The 18,214-nt window shown below is 63.0% G+C and carries 18 protein-coding genes; 3 read left to right on the top strand and 15 right to left on the bottom strand.

Annotated elements, in window-relative coordinates:
- Window positions 1–51: 51 nt before the first annotated feature.
- The 8 genes from F7R20_RS06480 to F7R20_RS06445 form a co-directional block, all read right to left on the bottom strand.
- Complete coding sequence (locus F7R20_RS06480) at window positions 52–426, bottom strand: lysozyme inhibitor LprI family protein (protein ID WP_003196186.1); 375 nt, start codon at window positions 424–426, stop codon at window positions 52–54.
- A 297-nt stretch (window positions 427–723) separates the two neighbouring features.
- Window positions 724–1,293 (bottom strand): HD domain-containing protein, encoded by a 570-nt coding sequence (locus tag F7R20_RS06475; RefSeq protein WP_003196187.1) that lies wholly within the window; start codon window positions 1,291–1,293, stop codon window positions 724–726.
- The gene (locus F7R20_RS06470; protein WP_003196189.1) at window positions 1,290–2,447 is read right to left on the bottom strand and encodes a TIGR03364 family FAD-dependent oxidoreductase; all 1,158 of its coding nucleotides are present in this window, start codon (window positions 2,445–2,447) and stop codon (window positions 1,290–1,292) included. The genes F7R20_RS06475 and F7R20_RS06470 overlap by 4 nt, the downstream gene beginning before the upstream one ends.
- A gap of 150 nt (window positions 2,448–2,597) precedes the next feature.
- On the bottom strand, window positions 2,598–3,617 hold the full coding sequence (locus tag F7R20_RS06465) for a putative 2-aminoethylphosphonate ABC transporter substrate-binding protein (protein ID WP_003196191.1): 1,020 nt from the start codon (window positions 3,615–3,617) through the stop codon (window positions 2,598–2,600).
- Window positions 3,618–3,661: 44 nt separating this feature from the next.
- On the bottom strand, window positions 3,662–4,489 hold the full coding sequence (gene phnX, locus F7R20_RS06460; protein ID WP_003196193.1) for a phosphonoacetaldehyde hydrolase: 828 nt from the start codon (window positions 4,487–4,489) through the stop codon (window positions 3,662–3,664).
- A gap of 17 nt (window positions 4,490–4,506) precedes the next feature.
- Window positions 4,507–6,216, bottom strand: coding sequence for a putative 2-aminoethylphosphonate ABC transporter permease subunit (locus F7R20_RS06455; protein WP_003196195.1), 1,710 nt, complete (start codon window positions 6,214–6,216; stop codon window positions 4,507–4,509).
- On the bottom strand, window positions 6,216–7,256 hold the full coding sequence (locus tag F7R20_RS06450; RefSeq protein ID WP_003196197.1) for a putative 2-aminoethylphosphonate ABC transporter ATP-binding protein: 1,041 nt from the start codon (window positions 7,254–7,256) through the stop codon (window positions 6,216–6,218). Before F7R20_RS06450 ends, F7R20_RS06455 begins: the two co-directional genes overlap by 1 nt.
- Window positions 7,257–7,403: 147 nt before the next feature.
- Window positions 7,404–8,270: a LysR family transcriptional regulator gene (locus tag F7R20_RS06445; RefSeq protein ID WP_003196199.1), complete on the bottom strand. Its 867-nt coding sequence runs from the start codon at window positions 8,268–8,270 to the stop codon at window positions 7,404–7,406.
- A 528-nt stretch (window positions 8,271–8,798) separates the two neighbouring features.
- Here F7R20_RS06445 and F7R20_RS06440 point away from each other — a divergent pair.
- On the top strand, window positions 8,799–9,158 hold the full coding sequence (locus F7R20_RS06440) for a DUF6124 family protein (RefSeq protein ID WP_003196201.1): 360 nt from the start codon (window positions 8,799–8,801) through the stop codon (window positions 9,156–9,158).
- Between the two features lie 102 nt (window positions 9,159–9,260).
- Here F7R20_RS06440 and F7R20_RS06435 read toward each other — a convergent pair whose 3' ends face one another.
- From F7R20_RS06435 to F7R20_RS06425, 3 genes are all read right to left on the bottom strand, one after another.
- Window positions 9,261–10,034, bottom strand: a complete 774-nt coding sequence (locus F7R20_RS06435) for a MetQ/NlpA family ABC transporter substrate-binding protein (RefSeq protein WP_003196203.1) — start codon at window positions 10,032–10,034, stop codon at window positions 9,261–9,263.
- Window positions 10,035–10,113: 79 nt separating this feature from the next.
- Window positions 10,114–10,788: a methionine ABC transporter permease gene (locus tag F7R20_RS06430; RefSeq protein WP_003196204.1), complete on the bottom strand. Its 675-nt coding sequence runs from the start codon at window positions 10,786–10,788 to the stop codon at window positions 10,114–10,116.
- Window positions 10,788–11,795 (bottom strand): methionine ABC transporter ATP-binding protein, encoded by a 1,008-nt coding sequence (locus F7R20_RS06425; RefSeq protein WP_003196206.1) that lies wholly within the window; start codon window positions 11,793–11,795, stop codon window positions 10,788–10,790. Before F7R20_RS06425 ends, F7R20_RS06430 begins: the two co-directional genes overlap by 1 nt.
- Before the next feature lie 197 nt (window positions 11,796–11,992).
- Here F7R20_RS06425 and katE point away from each other — a divergent pair, with 197 nt between their 5' ends.
- Window positions 11,993–14,197, top strand: coding sequence for a catalase HPII (gene katE / locus F7R20_RS06420; RefSeq protein WP_223524051.1), 2,205 nt, complete (start codon window positions 11,993–11,995; stop codon window positions 14,195–14,197).
- Between the two features lie 106 nt (window positions 14,198–14,303).
- On the opposite strand, the gene F7R20_RS06415 is transcribed toward katE, so the two are convergent.
- From F7R20_RS06415 to zur, 4 genes are read right to left on the bottom strand one after another with little or no spacing between them, the layout of a single operon-like run.
- Window positions 14,304–15,017, bottom strand: a complete 714-nt coding sequence (locus F7R20_RS06415; RefSeq protein ID WP_003196211.1) for a PA5502 family lipoprotein — start codon at window positions 15,015–15,017, stop codon at window positions 14,304–14,306.
- A gap of 37 nt (window positions 15,018–15,054) precedes the next feature.
- Window positions 15,055–15,843, bottom strand: coding sequence for a zinc ABC transporter permease subunit ZnuB (gene znuB, locus F7R20_RS06410; protein WP_003196213.1), 789 nt, complete (start codon window positions 15,841–15,843; stop codon window positions 15,055–15,057).
- Window positions 15,836–16,618, bottom strand: a complete 783-nt coding sequence (znuC, locus tag F7R20_RS06405) for a zinc ABC transporter ATP-binding protein ZnuC (RefSeq protein ID WP_003196215.1) — start codon at window positions 16,616–16,618, stop codon at window positions 15,836–15,838. Before znuC ends, znuB begins: the two co-directional genes overlap by 8 nt.
- Window positions 16,618–17,100: a zinc uptake transcriptional repressor Zur gene (gene zur / locus F7R20_RS06400; protein WP_003196217.1), complete on the bottom strand. Its 483-nt coding sequence runs from the start codon at window positions 17,098–17,100 to the stop codon at window positions 16,618–16,620. The genes znuC and zur overlap by 1 nt, the downstream gene beginning before the upstream one ends.
- A gap of 66 nt (window positions 17,101–17,166) precedes the next feature.
- Between zur and znuA the strand changes: the two genes are divergently transcribed.
- The gene (znuA, locus tag F7R20_RS06395; RefSeq protein ID WP_027912884.1) at window positions 17,167–18,096 is read left to right on the top strand and encodes a zinc ABC transporter substrate-binding protein ZnuA; all 930 of its coding nucleotides are present in this window, start codon (window positions 17,167–17,169) and stop codon (window positions 18,094–18,096) included.
- The last annotated feature ends 118 nt before the right edge of the window (window positions 18,097–18,214 follow it).

The raw sequence follows: 18,214 nt of genomic DNA, 5'->3' as shown, positions 1-18,214 counted from the left end.
AAACCCGACGTTTTACGTCGGGTTTTTCAGCGAGGGCAAGTTGTTTACGGCTTACTCGACTTGCGACAGCTTGGCGTCGTCGCAACCGGCGGCACGGCACTCGCGCTCGACAGCTTTGAGGATGACGATACGCGCCTCGGTCTTCTCGTTGGCACAGTCCAGGTAGAGCAGGCCATCGTTGGAACAGGCGCTGTCACGATTTTTGATCCACTGGATTTGAGCGGCTTTCACTTTTTTCTTTTGATCCGGGTTCAGCGCACTCATCGTCTTCTTGTATTGATCATTGATGTCCTGATCCGACTGAACCATTTTCAGCGATGCGCAATAGGTTCTGTCATAGGCGTTTCTAGGGTTATCGCAACTCATCGCAGATGCCGATGCTGATGCCATTGCCAGCAATGTCCCAACCAACAAAGACTTGATCACTTACTTCTCTCCCTGAATGCCCTCTATTGATTAGAGGTCGCGGCGGGGAATTTATCATGCGGGTTGTAGAACAATGAAGCAGATCCTAGGGTTCGTTCGGCCTGAACAAGGGGCAAATGCGAGTGTCATCCAGTCAGGCGTTTGCCCGCACTTGATGGTGGCTGTGCGCAAGGCGCCTTCGAGTGCGCCGGGTTTGCTTTATTTCACCTACCGGTCGGTCCTTTCCGATAGAGGTGATAACCAGGCCGAGAAGCAGGAAGCATCGCTATTGTTGACCGACCTGCACCTGAGGACCTCTCAAGGTATCGCAGCCTGGTGAACACGTATCGCAAGCTGCTCCAAATCGCTGAGATCGGTTGAAGGTCTCCCGGCGACCTTGGCCGCCTCGTCCCAGCGGCGCAAACGCAGGCTGTCGGCAAACAGCGGGTCGGCCTCGAAAGCTTCGGCCTCAGGGGGCGTCATCGGTCCGCCCTGCCAGTGCAGCGTTTGCCGGCTGGCCTCACTCAACCCTGCCAGATAAGCCGGTTCGCGCCAGCTCAGGTAACGCTTGGCGTCAACATGCCGCGCCACCAGCCCCGCCAGGCGCTGGGAGAAGCCCAACCCCAACAGCCAGTTTGCGCCCACCCGCTCGTGGCCTCGACGGCCCAGGCCGGCCATTGAGTTTTCCGTCGTCAGCGGCGCACAGAAGTGCCCGACGTCGTGGCAGAAAGCGGCCAGCACCAACTCCTCGTCTGCCCCTTCGTCACGTGCCAGCTCGGCGGCCTGGACCATGTGTTCGAGCTGGCTGACCGCCTCGCCGATGTAGTCCGCCTGCGCCTGCTGGCGGCACAGGGCAAACAGTTCGGCCACCGCCTGCTCCGCGCTCATGCGACGCACGCCTGCGGCCATTCTTCTTCGCCGAGCAGCGCCGCCAGGCTGCGCTCGCCGAGGCCTAGGCCGACGCTCATGCCCAGGCCGGTGTGCATCAGTACGGCGCTGACACCTGCTCCGGCTTGCACCACGCTGAACGGGCCGGGCCCGCGCGAGCCGTATACGCCCTGCCAGCGTTCCAGCACCTGCAGCTTGCCGCCCAGGGTGTGCTCGGCCAGCGCCAGCATGAGGTCGTCCACGGCCTCGGCATTGAACGGCGAGGCGTCGCTGCCGTAGTCGTGGGAGTCGCCGATGATCAACTCGCCATGGGGCGTCGGGCTGACCAGCAGGTGGATGCCGTGGGTTTCCAGTTCCGGCTGCTCGCGGCGGATCTGCGCGCGAATGGCCTCGGCTTCCGGCAGATCGGCGAAAGCGCCGTAATGCACGCAGCTGAGTCCGGTGAGCGCCGCGTGCTGCAGGTCCAGCGGCTGTTGCAGGCGGGCGCGCAGCATCTGCAAGCGACACACCGAAGGCTGGAGTGCGGCCAGCGGCTCGGCCAGCAAGGTCTGATAATCGTGTCCGGAGCAGACCACGATGTGCCTGGCGCTGAAACTTCCGGCGCTGGTCAGGGCGCTACCTGGTTCGACGTCACGCACCAGGGTGGAGAAGTGGAACTGCACGCCCAACCCGCGCAGGTAATCGACGATCTGCGGCAGCGCCTCACGGGAATACAGCTGCTGGTCGTCGAGGCCATGCAGGGCGGCACGATGGTGGGCGAAACGTCCGCCGTACAGCCCATTCAGGGCGGCGCCGCGCAGTAGCTCGACGCGGTAGCCCTGCTCACGAGCGCGGCCCGCGCAGAAGGCTTCGAGCAAGGCTTCTTCGGCTTCGCTGCGTGCAAACAGCAGTGAGCCCTGTTGCTTGAGCTGCAGGCCGGCGGCCTGGCCCAGTTCGGCCCACAGGCCGCGGGACTGGCGGGCCAGGTCGAGCATCACGCCGGGTGCCTGGCCAGTGACCAGGGCCTGGCCGAAGTTGCGGATGGAGGCGCCGAGCGGCGTGTGGCTGCGCTCGAACACACGTACCTTGAGGCCGCGCTTGGCGCCGGCCCAGGCATGGGCGAGGCCGAGCATGCCGGCACCGACGATCAACAGATCGCAGTCGTGCTGACTCATGGGGAAACTCCTGGAACGAAAAAGGCGGCCGCCAACGCAGCCGGATGAATCAACGTGCAGCACCGATTGGCAGAACCCCTCTGGCAAGGCTGGCGGGCGAGCCGTACAGCAGACCCGCGTCACACCGCCAACAGGATTCTGCCGGCCACGTCACTGGGCGACAGGTTCGGACTTGCCGTCGTAGCGCTTGCGCCATTCGGCGAGGATCTTGTCGCGGTTTTCCGAGGCCCAGGCGAAGTCGTTCTTGATCAGGCGCTGCTCGTAGTCGGCGGGCAGTTCCTGGAAGCGCTCGGCGATGCCCGGCTGGGCCAGCACGGCGAAATTCGCCTTGTACAGGTCCATGGCCTCGCGGCTGGCGGAGAAGTCGGCGAGCTTCTTCGCCGCTTCCAGCTGCTCGGTGCCCTTGATGATGCCGGTGGCCTCGATCTCCCAACCCAGGCCTTCCTTCGGCAGGACGATGTCCAGCGGCGCACCCTTGCGCTTGAGTTGCACAGCCGGGTACTCGAAGGAGATGCCGATGGGGAACTCGCCGGCGGCGGCCAGCTTGCACGGCTTGGAGCCGGAGTGGGTGTACTGGCCGATGTTCTGGTGCAGCTTGTCCATGTAGGCCCAGCCCTGGGGCTCGCCGAAGGTCTGCAACCAGGCGCTGACGTCGAGGTAGCCGGTGCCGGACGAAGCCGGGTTCGGCATGACGATCTTGCCCTTGTACACCGGGTTGGTCAGGTCTTCCCATTTGGTCGGCTTGGGCAGGCCCTGCTTCTCGGCCTCGATGGTGTTGAAGCAGATGGTCGCAGCCCACACGTCCATGCCGACCCAGGCCGGTGGGTTGGCGGTGTCGCGGTAGTTGGCGCCGATCTTGTCCAGGTTGGCCGGGGCGTAGGCTTCGAGCATGCCTTGTTGCTTGAGCACAGCCAGGCTCGAGCCAGCCAGGCCCCAGACAACGTCTGCCTGCGGACGATCCTTCTCGGCCAGCAGCTTGGCGGTGACAATACCGGTGGAGTCGCGTACCCACTTGATCTCGATATCCGGGTGCAGCTTTTCGAAGGCGCTCTTGTAGGCGGCCAGCTGTTCCACTTCGAGGGCGGTGTACACGGTCAGCTCGGTGTTGGCCTGGGCCTGCATGGCGCAAGCGGCGAGCAGGCCGGCGGCCAGAGCGGTGCGTTTGAACATGAAGAGCTCCTTGGTTGGCATTGCGTGGCGTTGGCTATTCGAATTCAGCTGGCTTGCGGACTCTCGCCCCGGGCCAGGCGAGCGTTGATCGCGTCGATCACCGGCGGCAGTTCGGCGAGGGTGTCGATCAGGTAATGCGGCCGGCTCGGCGCGAACAGCGCGTCGATGCGCGTGCGCTCGGCTTCGCGCTGCGCGGGCGTCAGGGCCTGGTACTGCGCCCAGTCAAGGCCCAGAAAGTTGCCGGAGAAGCGCAGCGCCACGGTCCACATGCCGGCGCTGCGGCCTTCGAGGATGCCCGGCTCGGTGTCGTCGACCTTGACGCAGGCAGCCACGTCGTCGAGGCCGAGGGCGATGACGTTGGCCAGCGCCTGGGCCGGGCTCGGCCGACCCTTGGGCACCTCGTCGGTGGCGACCACATGGTCCGGGCTATAGCCATTGGCGGCGGCCAGCTCGACCACCTTGTCCATCACCTGTTTGGGATAGCCGGAGCAGCTGCCGAGCTTGAGGCCGCGCTCGCGCAGCGCGGCGATACACGCCAGCGCGCCGGGGATCAGCGCCGAGTGCTCGCCGACCTTGGCGATCTGCAAGGGCATGAAGCGCTCATAAATTGCCGTCACATCTTCATCGCTCGGCAGACGGCCGAAGCGACGCTGGTAGCGCTCGGCAATCGCCGGCAGGTTGCACAGGGCGCGGATATGGTCCCATTTGCCCATGCCCATCGGCCCGCGCGCCTCCTCCAGGCTGATCTCGACGTCGAAACTGGCGAAGGCCTCGACGAAGATGCGGGTTGGCGCGAAGGAGCCGAAATCGACCACGGTGCCGGCCCAGTCGAGAATGGCGGCGTGCAGGCGGTCGGGGTGTTGGTAGTGCATGGCAGTCTCCAGGGTAATCAATGGCCGGCGGTCGTGCGCCAGGCTTGGGCCCGACGCAGCACACCGCGTGAGGCCCCCGCCAGCAGCAGCGAAACCGCGGCCGAGGTGAGCAGAATCAGGGTGGACATGGCGGCGGCGCCGCCGACGTTGCCGGCGTCGTCCATGTTCAGCACGGCGATGGCGGCGAGCAGGCTGTCCGGGCTGTAGAGGAAGATCACCGCCGACACCGTGGTCATCGCCGAGACGAACAGGTAGCGCAGGATGTCGAGCAACGCCGGCAGGCAAATTGGCAGGGTGACGCGCAAAAAGTGGCGCAGCAGCGGCACCTTCAGCGACAGCGCCGCGGCCTCGAACTCGCCATCGAGCTGGCGCAGCGCGGCGCTGGCAGTCAACTGCGCAGTGGTCAGGAAGTGCGCGATGGTGCACGCCACCAGCAGGGTCAGGCTGCCGTACAGACCGTGCAGCGGATTGCCCGGCAAGTTGAAGAAAAACACGTAGCCCAGGCCCAGCACCAACCCCGGCACCGCCATCGGCACGAAGCTGAGCAGACGCAGGGCCTGGGTCAGCGGGCTCTGCCGGGTCTTCTCCAGCAGGTAGGCGCCGGTGAAGGTCAGCAGGCTGCCGAACACGGCCGTGCAGCCGGCCAGCAGCAGGCTGTTGCGGTACACCTGCCAGCCGCCGGGGAGTTCGGAAAAGGTGTAGTGGTGCAGCGACAGCGACAGGTCGTAGGGCCAGAACTTGACCAGCGACGAGTACATCGCCATGCCGAACACACCGAGCAGCGCCGCGCAGATCAGCAGCACCACGGCAAGGAAGGCCAGGTCGCGGCGGCGCGACGGTTGCGGCTGGTAAACCTGGGCGCGACCGCTCATTGCCTCGCGCTGACGCCGGCGTAGCCACAGGTCGACGGCGAAGCTCAACAGCGCCGGCAGCAGCAGGACCATGCCGATCAGCGCGCCGCGGCCGAACTGCTGTTGCCCAACCACTGCTTTGTAGGCCTCCAGCGCCAGCACCTGATAATCGCCGCCGACCACCACCGGCGCGCCGAAATCGGTGATGCACAGGGTGAACACCAGGCAGAAGGCGGCGAATGCGCCCTGTCGGCTGCCCGGCCAAGTGATGCTGCGAAATGCCCGCCACGGTGACGCACCCATGCTCGAGGCCGCGTCGAACAGGCGCGCATCGGCCAGGGCCAGGGCTGAAAGCAGCACCATCAGCGCATGGGGGAAGGTGTAGATGGCTTCGCCGATAACGATGCCCCAGAAGCCATAGATATTGTCCGTGAGCAGGTGCCGGAGCGCGCCCTGGTTGCCAAACAGGTAGATCAGCGCGATGCCCGGCAATATCGACGGTGCCAGCAGCGGCAGCAGGGAAATGCCGCGCCACAGGCCCTTGGCCGGCACGCAGGTACGCTGCAGCGCATAGGCGAAGGCGTAGGCTAGCGGCACGACGATGGCGGCCACGGTCAGCGAAACCGTCAGGCTGTTGCCCAGCAGCCAGCGGAAGTTGGCACTGGTGAACAGTTCGGCCGCCGCCGTCAGCCCACCGCCCTGCCCGGGCTCGCTGGCAAAGCCGCGCCAAAGCATGGCCAGTAGCGGCAGCAGCACGGCGAGCACCAGCAACACCAACAGCAACCACTGGCCACCGAGGACGAATATCCGGTCGGCCAGGTCGGCCGGCATGCGCCGCGCGCCGGCTTGGGGCTTGCTCAGCAATACCTGTTCCATCAGACGAACACTTGCAGGCTGCGCGGCGGCAGGGCCACCCAGATATGCGGGGCGCCCAGGCGCGGCATGGCGTCCGGCGCCAGCTCGGCAAGCAGGGCATGACCCGGCAGGGCGTCCAGCTCGAAACTCAGGCGGCAGCGATTGCCGAGGAAGGTGATCTCGCGCATCTGTGCGCTGAACAGGTTGTCTTCGTGCACCGGCGGGTTGACCACCACCGCCTCGGGCCGGCAGAACAGGCGACCGCGTTCGGCCGGCCGGACGCCGTGCAGACGCAGGCTAAGCTCGCCAACCCGGGCGTGCTCGCCGTCGCGCTCGTAGGGCAGCCAGTTGCCCTGGCCGACGAACTCGGCGACGAAGGGCGTGGCGGGCGCGCGATAGATCTCCTGGGGCGTGGCGTATTGCTCGACCCGACCGTGGTTGATCACCGCGATACGGTCGGCCATGAGCATGGCCTCGTCCTGATTGTGGGTGACCATCACGGTGGTGATGCCCAGGCTCTTCTGCAACTGGCGCAGCTCACCACACAGGTGTTCGCGCACGCGAGCGTCGAGGGCCGACATCGGTTCGTCCAGCAGCAGCAGCTTGGGTGCCGGCGCGAGGGCGCGGGCCAGGGCCACGCGCTGTTGCTGGCCGCCGGAGAGTTGGCCGGGATATTTCTGCTCGCTGCCCTTGAGGCCGACCAGCTCAAGCATCTCGGCGACCCGTGCACGGAGGCTCTCGCGGCTATTGCCGGCCAGGCCGTAACCGATATTTTGCGCCACCGTGAGATTGGGAAACAGCGCATAGGATTGGAACAGGATGCCGTAGTCGCGCGCCTGCGGTGGCAGCGTGGAGACATCACGCTTGCCGAAGAAAATATTGCCGCCGTCCTGGCGCTCCAGCCCGGCGATGCAGCGCAGCAGGGTGGTCTTGCCGCAGCCCGAGGGGCCGAGCAGGCACACCAGCTCGCCGGCAGAGACGTCCAGCGACACCCCGTCCAGCGCCTGAAAGGCGCCGAAGGCCTTGTGGATATCGCGCAGTTGCAAGCTGACCGTAGCCATGGCGGAACCTCGTCGGTGGAATACGAGGTCCATCCTGGACACAGGGTGCTAAGGCTTTATGGCAGTTGGGCAAAAACTGCCGATAGTGGCATCGGTGGATTTGTGTAGGGATGTGTTTGCGCCCCGGCGGGAGGGCAGCGAGGCGCCTTACGAGGTGCTCACGGCTTCCCGCGCCAGCGCAAGAAAGGCCGCCGGCAGGCGCGCACTGCGGCGCTCCTTGAGACAGTAGAGGTACTCGGCAATCAGCGGCGCGCCTTCCAGTTCGATCACCCGCAGCTCGGCGCTGGCCGGCACTTCGTGGCGAGCGGTGATGCTGATGCCTATATTGCGCAGCACCGCTTCGTGGATCGACTCGCGGCTGCCAATCTCCAACAACGAGCCCAGCGCCACGCCAGCGTCGCGCAGCAACTGTTCGGTGAGCACGCGAGTGGTCGAACCTTTCTCGCGCATCAGCAGGCAGTGCCCGGCCAGGGCTGCGAGCGGCACGCGTTCCCGCGCGGCCAGCGGGTGACTACGGTGTACGGCCAACACCAGTGGATCGTGGCCCAACAGCAGGCGGGTCAGTCGCGGGTCTTCGACCAACAGCGAGGAGGCGGCAAGGTCGACGCGGTAGTCTTCCAGCGCTTCGATCACCTGCTGCGAGTTGCCGATCTCCAGGGTCACCTCGCATTGCGGCAGTTGCTCGCGAAAGCGCCGAACCAGGTCGAGCATGTAGTAAGGCGCAGTGGCGCCGATGCGCAGGGCACCTTGTACCTGGCCGCAGTTGCGCAAGAAGAACTCAATGTCGGCCTCCTGTTGCAGCAACTGCTGCACCATGGGCAGCAGGCGTACGCCTTCATCGCTCAGGGTCAGACGCCGACCACCCCGGTAGAACAGCTCGACGCCGTACTGCCCTTCGAGGCTGCGGATTTGCGTGGTGACCGTGGGCTGGCTGAGGCCGAGCTTTTTCGCCGCCTGGGTGATGCTGCCCAGGCGGGCGACCATGTGGAAGGATTTCAGCTCAGCGAAGGACATTATGTATACGGCTCTCGGTACGGATCACCCTTGAAGGCGCGTGAGCATACGTTACAGCTTGGAAGTGACAGAACGTCAGTAAAGCATGACGGGCAGATCGACTTGCAGCGTTTTGTGATGCGTTACGACAACGTCAGGTTCCATAGCTAAAACCTGCCCTCTGGCTCCGAATTTCAAGGCAAAACGAAGCTTTGTTTATTCCGCAACAGCCACCCTTCCATCAAGCTACGAATCCTTGCGCCATTGCCTACAACTACGCCAGAATCCGCCCGCTTGTGCGCCTTGTCCCTGGGTTCTATCGTTTCCCTGCCACTGCCCATCAGTGGTCGGGTTTAGTAGCCCGAGGTATTTAGTAAGGTGCAAAGCTCTATCAGTCAGGTATTTCCATGCCTGTATTTGATGGCGGCTGTGCGCAGGGCGCCCTCGGGCGCGCCGGCTTGCTAAGTCCCCGGTCTACTAACCTGCGTACAGCTGCCACCCCTTGTTTAGTAGCTAGAGGGTTGCGGCGTCACCTATAGGACTTAGTACATGTTCAAACCTACACCGAATCCGCCAGAGGCGGACCAAGCTTCCCCGCGAACCAAATCCAAAGCCAAGAAACACGACGAAGCCACCAATCGTGCCTTGGATTACTACCTGCTACCAAAACCGGAAAAGTCCGAAGATACGTCCCAACCGGGTCAGCTCTTCACCGTCGCCAAAAACGCCGACAACGAATCCCTCCTCGCCAACCTCAGCGAAACCCTGGCGGCAGCCGACGCGATGGTCAGCAACCTGGCCTTCGACCTGGAAGGCCCGCGTCGTCACATCCTTCTCGGCATCCAACAATTGATCGAATTGAGTTCATTGCTGGCGAATCGGGTGTTGAATAACGTTGATCCGCGATAGCCCGTGATCTTGCGGGTCTTTCCGTGACGCCACACATTTTCGAGCATAAAAAAAACGGGTCTGCATTCCCACGCAGCCCCGTTTTTTCACCACCTGATCAGATCAGAACGCCGGCAAAACCGCACCTTTGTACTTCTCAAGAATGAAAGCCTTCACTTCCGGCGTATGCAGCGCCGCCACCAGCTTCTTCATCGCCTCGCTGTCCTTATCATCCTCGCGAGCCACCAGGATGTTCACATAAGGCGAGTCGTTACCTTCGATAACCAGCGCATCCTTGGAAGGATCAAGCTTGGCTTCCAACGCGTAGTTGGTATTGATCAACGCCAGATCCACCTGGGTCAGCACCCGTGGAATGGTCGCCGCTTCCAGCTCGCGGAATTTCAGATCCTTCGGATTCTCGGTGATGTCCTTGGTCGTCGACAGGATGTTGTTCGAATCCTTCAACTTGATCACCCCAGCCTTAGCCAGCAGCAACAGCGCACGACCGCCGTTGGTGGCGTCGTTCGGGATCACCACGTTGCCACCACCTGGCAATTCGGCGAGTGTCTTGTACTTACTGGAATACGCGCCCAGTGGTTCCAGGTGCACACCGGCCACGCTCACCAGGTTCGTGCCCTTGGCTTTGTTGAACTCATCCAGGTACGGCTGGTGTTGGAAGAAGTTGGCGTCCAGGCGCTTTTCGGCGACTTGTACGTTCGGCTGGATGTAGTCGGTGAAGACTTTGACCTTGAGGTCCACGCCTTCTTTGGCCAATGCCGGTTTGACGAATTCGAGGATTTCCGCGTGCGGGACCGGGGTGGCCGCGACGGTCAGGGTGTCGGCGGCGTGGGCGGAAAACGCTGCGGCGGCAGCGAAGGCAACCAGTAGTTTTTTCATTCAGCTAACTCCTTGTGGGGCGCCTGCTCTTGGCGCCTGCCAGCGAATGGCCGGCTCATGGTTTATTGGCCGCGAGGCCTTATTTTCTAGAGAAATGCACAACCAGTTTGTCGCCCACGGTCTGCAGGACCTGCACCAGCACCAGCAGCAATACCACCGTGACTACCATCACATCGGTCTGGAAACGTTGGTAACCGAACCGGATTGCCAGGTCGCCCAAACCACCGGCGCCGACCACACCGGCCATGGCCGTGTAGGACACAAGCGTAATCGCTGTCACCGTAATCGCTGCAAAAATGCCTGGGCGGGCTTCCGGCAGCAAGGCGTTGACGATGATCTGTCGGGTGGTCGCGCCCATGGCCTGGGTCGCTTCGATGATGCCGCGGTCGACTTCGCGCAGGGCGGTTTCCACCAGGCGGGCGAAGAATGGTGTGGCGCCGACCACCAGCGGTGGGATCGCGCCGGCCACGCCCAGGGAGGTGCCGGTGATCAATACCGTGAACGGGATCATCACGATCAACAGGATGATGAACGGCAGCGAACGCAGGATGTTCACGATCAGCGACAGCAGCGCATAAACGCCACGGGCTTCGAGCAGCTGGCGCGGGCTGCACAGGAACAACAGCACCCCCAGCGGCAGGCCGAGCAGGACGGTGAACAGCAGCGAACCGAACAGCATCAGGAAGGTGTCGCCCGTCGCCAGCCAGATTTCCAGCCAGTCGATGTTGGAGAAGAACGAACTCAACAGTTCCATTAGCGCAGCACCTCCATGTGGACATCGGCCGCGGTGAAGCGGGCAAACGCCGCCTCCATGTCACCGCCGGTGATGGCGAGGGTCAGTTGCCCGTAGGGGGTGTCTTTGATGCGGTCGATACGACCGGCCAGGATGCTGTAGTCCACGCCGGTTTCCCGGGCGATGGTGCCGAGCAATGGCGCGTAGGTCGCTTCGCCCTGGAACGTCAGACGCACGATGCGCCCTGGGACGTGAGCGAAATCGTCGCGCTGTTCGCTTTCGTCGATCTGCTCGTCTTCCTGGACGAAACGCTTGGTTGTCGGGTGCTTGGGGTGCAGGAACACCTGGGCCACCGGGCCTTGCTCGACGATCACGCCGGCGTCCATCACGGCCACTTGATCGCAAACGCGGCGGATCACGTCCATTTCATGGGTGATCAGCACGATGGTCAGCTTCAGCTCGCGGTTGATTTCCGCCAGCAGTTGCAGCACCGAGGCAGTGGTCTGTGGGTCGAGGGCGCTGGTGGCCTCGTCGCACAGCAAAATCTTGGGTTTGGTCGCCAGGGCGCGGGCGATGCCAACGCGCTGCTTCTGGCCGCCGGACAGTTGCGCCGGGTATTTGCGAGCGTGGTCGGACAGGCCCACCCGCGCCAGCAACTCGGCAACGCGCTGGTCGATTGCGCTGCGGGACAATTCGCCCGCCAGCGTCAGTGGCAGCGCCACGTTGTCGGCCACGGTCTTGGACGCCAGCAGGTTGAAGTGCTGGAAGATCATCCCGACTTGCTGGCGGAAGCGGCGCAGGCCGCTGGCGTCCAGGGCGGTGACTTCTTCGCCGTCGACGATGATCTTGCCGCCCGTGGAATCTTCCAGGCGATTGATCAGGCGCAGCAAGGTGCTTTTTCCCGCACCGGAATGGCCAATCAGGCCGAAGACCTGACCGTTCTCAATCGTCAGACTGGTCGGATGCAGGGCGGGGATATCCCTACCGGCGACTCGGTAGGTTTTATGGACGTCTTGAAACTCGATCACGTAGCGAACCTTGTGGGGCGCGTTGGAAAAGGGTCAGCGGTTAGCCGGGCGCGCATTTTAGCCTGTCCGTATAGAGGTTCTTAGCATTTATTTGCGATCAGACCTGTCATTTGGCAATAACGCGATCAAAGGCCATAAAAAAGGAACACGGCCAAACGGCGTCGGTCACTCATTAAGCCACTCGAAATGCCGGGGTCATGCACCTGCGGTATCGAACTCAGATTCCTGGCCACGGCGAGGAACGCAAAGAGGAGTCATGCCTGATGAGTACCAAGAAGCCCACGGTCAACAAGAGCCAACTGGCCGGGACCGACACGCTGGATCGCGGTAACACCAACGCCAAGCTCGAGAGCCTGGAACAGTTTCGCTCCGACGCCACCGAACAGGCGTTGCGCACCAACCAGGGCGTGAAGATCGCCGATAACCAGAACACCCTGCGCGCCGGCCCCCGCGGCCCTTCGTTGCTGGAAGACTTCATCATGCGTGAAAAAATCACGCACTTTGACCATGAGCGTATCCCGGAGCGCATCGTCCACGCCCGTGGGACCGGCGCCCATGGTTATTTTCAGAGCTACGATGCGCATTCGGCATTGACCAAGGCCGGTTTCCTACAAGATCCGAGCAAGAAAACCCCGGTGTTCGTGCGTTTTTCCACTGTGCAAGGCCCACGCGGCTCCGGCGACACCGTGCGGGACGTGCGTGGTTTTGCGGTGAAGTTCTTCACCGACGAAGGCAACTTCGATCTGGTGGGCAACAACATGCCGGTGTTTTTCATTCAGGACGCGGTGAAATTTCCGGACTTTGTCCACGCGGTAAAACCCGAGCCCCATAACGAAATTCCTACAGGTGGCTCGGCCCACGACACGTTCTGGGATTTTGTCTCGCTGGTGCCGGAATCGGCTCACATGGTGATCTGGGCGATGTCTGACCGGGCCATTCCAAAAAGCCTACGTGCAATGCAGGGTTTTGGTGTGCACACCTTCCGCATGATCAACGCTGAAGGCAAAAGCAGCTTCGTCAAATTCCACTGGCGCCCTACCGTCGGCACCTGCTCGTTGGTATGGGACGAAGCCCAGAAGCTGGCGGGTAAAGATACGGACTACCACCGTCGCGATCTCTGGGAGTCGATCGAGATGGGCGACTACCCGGAATGGGAGTTCGGCGTGCAGATTGTCGCCGAGGAAGACGAGCACAAGTTTGACTTCGACCTGCTCGACCCGACCAAGATCATCCCTGAAGAACTCGTGCCCATCACCCCCCTGGGCAAGATGGTGCTGAACCGCAACCCGGACAATTTCTTCGCCGAAGTCGAGCAAGTTGCGTTCTGCCCAGGGCACATCGTGCCGGGCATCGACTTTTCCAATGACCCGTTGCTGCAAGGGCGGCTGTTTTCCTACACCGATACGCAGATCAGCCGACTCGGTGGGCCGAATTTTCATGAGCTGCCGATCAACCGGGCGATCACCCCGGTACACAACGGTCAGCGTGATGCGATGCACCGCACCACCATCGACAAGGGCCGTGCGTCCTACGAGCCGAACTCCATCGACGGCGGCTGGCCGAAGGAAACCCCGCCTGGACCGGAAGACGGCGGCTTCGAAAGTTATCCAGAGCGCATCGACGCCTACAAGATCCGCCAACGCAGCGATTCGTTCGGTGATCATTTCTCCCAGGCTCGGTTGTTCTACAAGAGCATGAGCCCTCATGAGCAGGAGCACATCATCGCTGCCTACAGCTTCGAGCTGGGCAAGGTGGAGCGTGAGTTCATCCGGGCGCGGCAGGTCAATGAGATCCTCGCCAATATCGACCTGGAACTGGCCGGGCGAGTGGCGAAAAACCTCGGGTTGCCGGCGCCCACCGCTGGCACCGTCGATGTACCAACGCCATCGCTGGAGCAGTCTCCGGCCTTGAGCCAGGCGAACCTGCTGTCCGGCGACATCAAAACGCGAAAAGTGGCGGTGTTGGTGGCTAACGGTGTCGACGGGGCGATCATCGATGCGCTCAAGAAGGCCCTGAAGGCCGAGGGCGCCCACGCCAAAGTGTTGGGGCCGACCTCCGCGCCGGTAACCACGGCCGATGGGAAAACGCTGGCGGTGGATGCGTCCATGGAAGGCTTGCCGTCGATTGCCTTTGACGCGGTGTTCGTGCCCGGTGGCGCGGAGTCGATCAAGGCCTTGAGTCGCGACGGCGTGGCTTTGCATTACGTGCTGGAGGCCTACAAGCATCTGAAGGCCATTGGGCTTCATAGTGAGGCCCGGCAGTTGTTGGTGGAGTTGAAGCTGGAGGTGGATGCGGGGTTGATCGAAGATGCGGATGCGAGCGGTTTTTCGCGGTTTTTCGCGGCGATTGCTCAGCATCGGGTTTGGGCGCGGGAGCCGAAGGCCAAGGCGGTTCCAGCCTAAAGAGATTTGTTGTCTGGTAGGGCGCTATCGCGAGCAAGCTCGCTCCCACATGGGGTGTTGTAATCGACACAAAACCCCTGTGGGAGCGAGCTTGCTCGCGATGCTTTTAGGGCTTACGCGGTGTCAGCACCATCTGCGCCGGCACACTGCGCAAAATCTGCTTCTGCAGCTTCAAATCAAACCCCGGGTCCAGTTTCTTGACCCGTTTGGTCAGCAACGTCGCCAGCCACGGATAATCATCGGTGCGCGGCGCCTGGATGCTGACGTCACACTGATAATTCACCACGTCGGCGGCGATGGCGTCCAGTTGTCGACGCATTTGCTGGATATCGGCGAGGTTGAGCGCAACCGTGGTGCTGGGTGCGCTCGGGTCGATCACTTTGGCGACCGGTTTGGCTTCGGCGGCCTTGAGGTCGGCCTCGGCTTTATCCAGGTCGGCCTTGCGGGCTTCGGCAATGGCGCTGTTGACCTCGCCGGTGAGCGCCGGGGCCTTGGGCATCAAGGCTCGGGCACGGCTCAGGGCGGTGGCAGCGGCGTTGACGTCGCCTTTTTGCAGATCGATCTGGCTGCGGCGCAAATACGCCTCGGCCAGTTGCCGCTGGTAGGGTTCCAGCGAGCGGTCTTCGGGCGATTGGGCTTGCAAGGCGGCCAACTGGTCTTCGGCGGTGGCCAGCTCATTGCTGGCAAGGCTTTGCTCGAGCTGCGCGATGGCCGGGCCCCGCGTATCGGGGGCCTGGGTGACCGGCGGTGTACTCTGGCAGGCGCCCAGCAGCAGGGAAAATGCGACAAGGAGCAGATAACGGGAGGCGAACGGCTTCATTCCTGCGACTCTCTATTTGCGCAAAAAGCGAGCAAGTCTACACCCCTCGACGAGGCAGGACAAAACTCAGCAGAAACAGCGCGGCGGCGCTGACCACGATCGATGGGCCGGCCGGGGTGTCCTTGAACCAGGAAAGTGCCAGGCCGCCACACACCGCGAGCATGCCCAGCAGGCTCGCGCCCAGGGCCATCTGCTCGGGTGAGCGAGCGTGACGCTGTGCCGCAGCCGCCGGAATGATCAGCAATGAAGTGATCAGCAACACCCCGACGATTTTCATCGCCACCGCGATGACCACTGCAATCAGCAGCATCAGCGCCAGGCGCAAGCCCAGCACGGGCAGGCCTTCGACCCGGGCCAGTTCCTCGTGCACGGTGACGGCCAGCAAGGGCCGCCAGAGCGCCACCAGCAACAGCAGCACCGCCGCGCTACCGCCGAGGATCCACGACAGGTCCGTCGGACTGATCGCCAACAGGTCGCCGAACAGATAGGCCATCAGGTCAATCCGCACGTCATGCATGAAGCTTAGTACCACCAGCCCGAGGGATAGGGTGCTCGGCGCCAAAATACCCAGCAGTGTGTCGGACGCCAGCGGCTGGCGGTGTTGCAAGGTCACCAGCACCACTGCCAGCAACAGGCAGCCAACGGTCACCGCCACCGCCGGGCTGACGTCCAGCAGAAATCCCAAGGCCACGCCGAGCAACGCTGCGTGGGACAAGGTGTCGCCGAAATAGGCCATGCGCCGCCAGACCACGAACGAACCCAGGGGGCCGGCTACCAGGGCGAGTGCCAAGCCTGCGAGCAGGGCGTACAACAGAAAATCAGCCATGCTTGCAGCCATCTCCATGAACATGATTGGAAGCAGAAGGGGCGCTGACCACCGAACCATGCAGGTCATGGGCGTGGTCATGGTGATGGTGATAAATCGCCAGGCTTTGTGCGTTTTTTCCGAACAATTCGACGAAGGCCGGATCGCCACTGACCTGCTCGGGATGCCCGGAACAGCAGACATGGCGATTGAGGCAGACCACCTGATCGGTGGTGCTCATCACCAGGTGCAAATCGTGGGAGACCATCAGCACGCCGCAACCGTGGCGGTCGCGCAGGCGCGTGATCAGGCTGTACAGCTCGGCCTGCCCCGCCACATCGACCCCTTGCACCGGCTCGTCGAGCACCAGCAGCTCAGGCTCGCGCAGCAGGGCGCGAGCCAGCAATACGCGCTGCATCTCGCCACCGGAGACACTTTGCACCGGGCTGTCGATCACCTGTTCGGCGCCGACTTCTTTGAGCGCGGCCAAGGCGCGGGTGCGGTCCACGCCAGGCACCAGGCGCAGGAAGCGCAGCACCGACAGTGGCAGCGTCGGGTCTACGTGGAGTTTTTGCGGCATGTAGCCGACCCGCAGCTTCGGCTTGCGCCAGACGCTGCCGCTGTCGGGCTTGAGCAAACCCAGCACGGCGCGCACCAGGGTGGTCTTGCCGGCGCCGTTGGGTCCGATCAAGGTCACGATCTGCCCCGGCTCGACGCTCAGCTGGATGTTGTCCAGCACGCTCTGCCCGGCGAACGTCACGGCCACCTGTTCGAGGCGGATCAACGCATTGCTCATCAGGCCCCCTGGCAGCCGGAGCAGAGACCGACCACTTCGACGGTCTGGGTGTCGACCACGAAACCGACCTCTTTGGCGCTGGCGATGATGGCATCGCTGATGGACTTCTGTTCCAGCTCGATGGCGGCGTGGCATTCGCGGCAGATCAGGAACTGGCCTTGGTGGGCGTGCTCCGGATGGTTGCAACCGACGAAGGCGTTCAGTGACGAAATGCGATGCACCAGGCCGTTTTCCAAGAGGAAATCCAGTGCCCGGTAGACCGTTGGCGGCGCGGCGCGGCGGCCGTCCTGCTCGCTGAGCACCGCGAGGATGTCGTAGGCACCCAGTGGTTTGTGGCTTTGCCAGACCAATTCCAGCACACGCCGACGCAGGGCGGTCAGGCGCACCCCTTGGCGCGCGCAGATGGCGTCGGCCTCGGACAGCGCGCTGTGCACGCAGTGGGAGTGATCGTGAGGGCGACTGGCAAGGGGTGTAATAGGCATGGGCAGCGACGAGTTTAGTGAGAGACGTTATTATGTTACCCGTTCTCGCCTCTACGAGTGGTCATCGTGTCCCGATTTTTTTCGCTCTTTGTCGTTTTTGTCGCAAGTTTTCTACTGATTGGCCCGGCCCAGGCCGACGTCAAGGTGCTCACCAGCGTCAAGCCGCTGCAACTGATTGCCGCCGCCGTGCAGGACGGCGTGGCCGTTCCAGAGGTGTTGCTGCCGCCAGGGGCTTCGCCGCATCACTATGCGTTGCGGCCATCGGATGTTCGCAAGGTGCAGTCGGTGGACCTGCTGTATTGGATCGGCCCCGATATGGAGGGCTTTCTGCCGCGCGTGTTGAACGGTCGCACGCAGCCCTCCGTCGCCATCCAGGATTTGCCGGGGCTCAAGTTGCGTCATTTCGCCCAGGACAGCGCGTCCCACGAAGATGATGACCATGACGCCGATGAACACGATCACGACCATCGCCCCGGCACGGTGGATGCCCACCTGTGGCTCTCGCCGTTCAATGCGCGGGTGATTGCTGCCAAGATGGCGGCTGACCTGAGCGCGGCGGATCCGGCCAACGCGGCCCGCTATCAGAGCAACCTCAAGGGCTTCAACCAGCGCCTCGATGCCTTGGACACACGCCTCAAGGCGCGTCTGGCCGGGGTCGCGGGCAAGCCGTATTTCGTCTTCCACGAGGCGTTCGACTATTTCGAAGACAACTACGGCCTCAAGCACGCCGGGGTGTTCGCCGTGGCCGCCGAAGTCCAGCCCGGTGCCCAGCATGTGGCGGCAATGCGCACGCGCTTGCAGGCCGTGGGCAAGACCTGCGTCTTCAGCGAACCGCCCCTGCGCCCGCGCCTGGCCGAAACCCTGGTGGCCGGGTTGCCGGTGAAGCTGGCGGAGCTCGATGCACTGGGCGGCTATACCCCGGCGACGGCGCAGGGGTATGAGCAGTTGTTGGAGAAATTGGGGAATGATCTGGCGGGGTGTCTGGAGTCGTTGTAACCCTGTGGGAGCAAAGCTTGCTCGCGACATAGGCGACTCGATTTCTGAAAGATTTCATCGCCTTCATCGCGGGCAAGCCTTGCTCCCACAGGAACAGTCGCTTACTGCTGTGGGAGCA

Source organism: Pseudomonas brassicacearum subsp. brassicacearum, assembly GCF_008801605.1.
Classification (GTDB): domain Bacteria; phylum Pseudomonadota; class Gammaproteobacteria; order Pseudomonadales; family Pseudomonadaceae; genus Aquipseudomonas; species Aquipseudomonas brassicacearum.
Note: the sequence above shows the minus strand (reverse complement) of the source record. Positions and strands in the feature narration are given on the sequence as shown.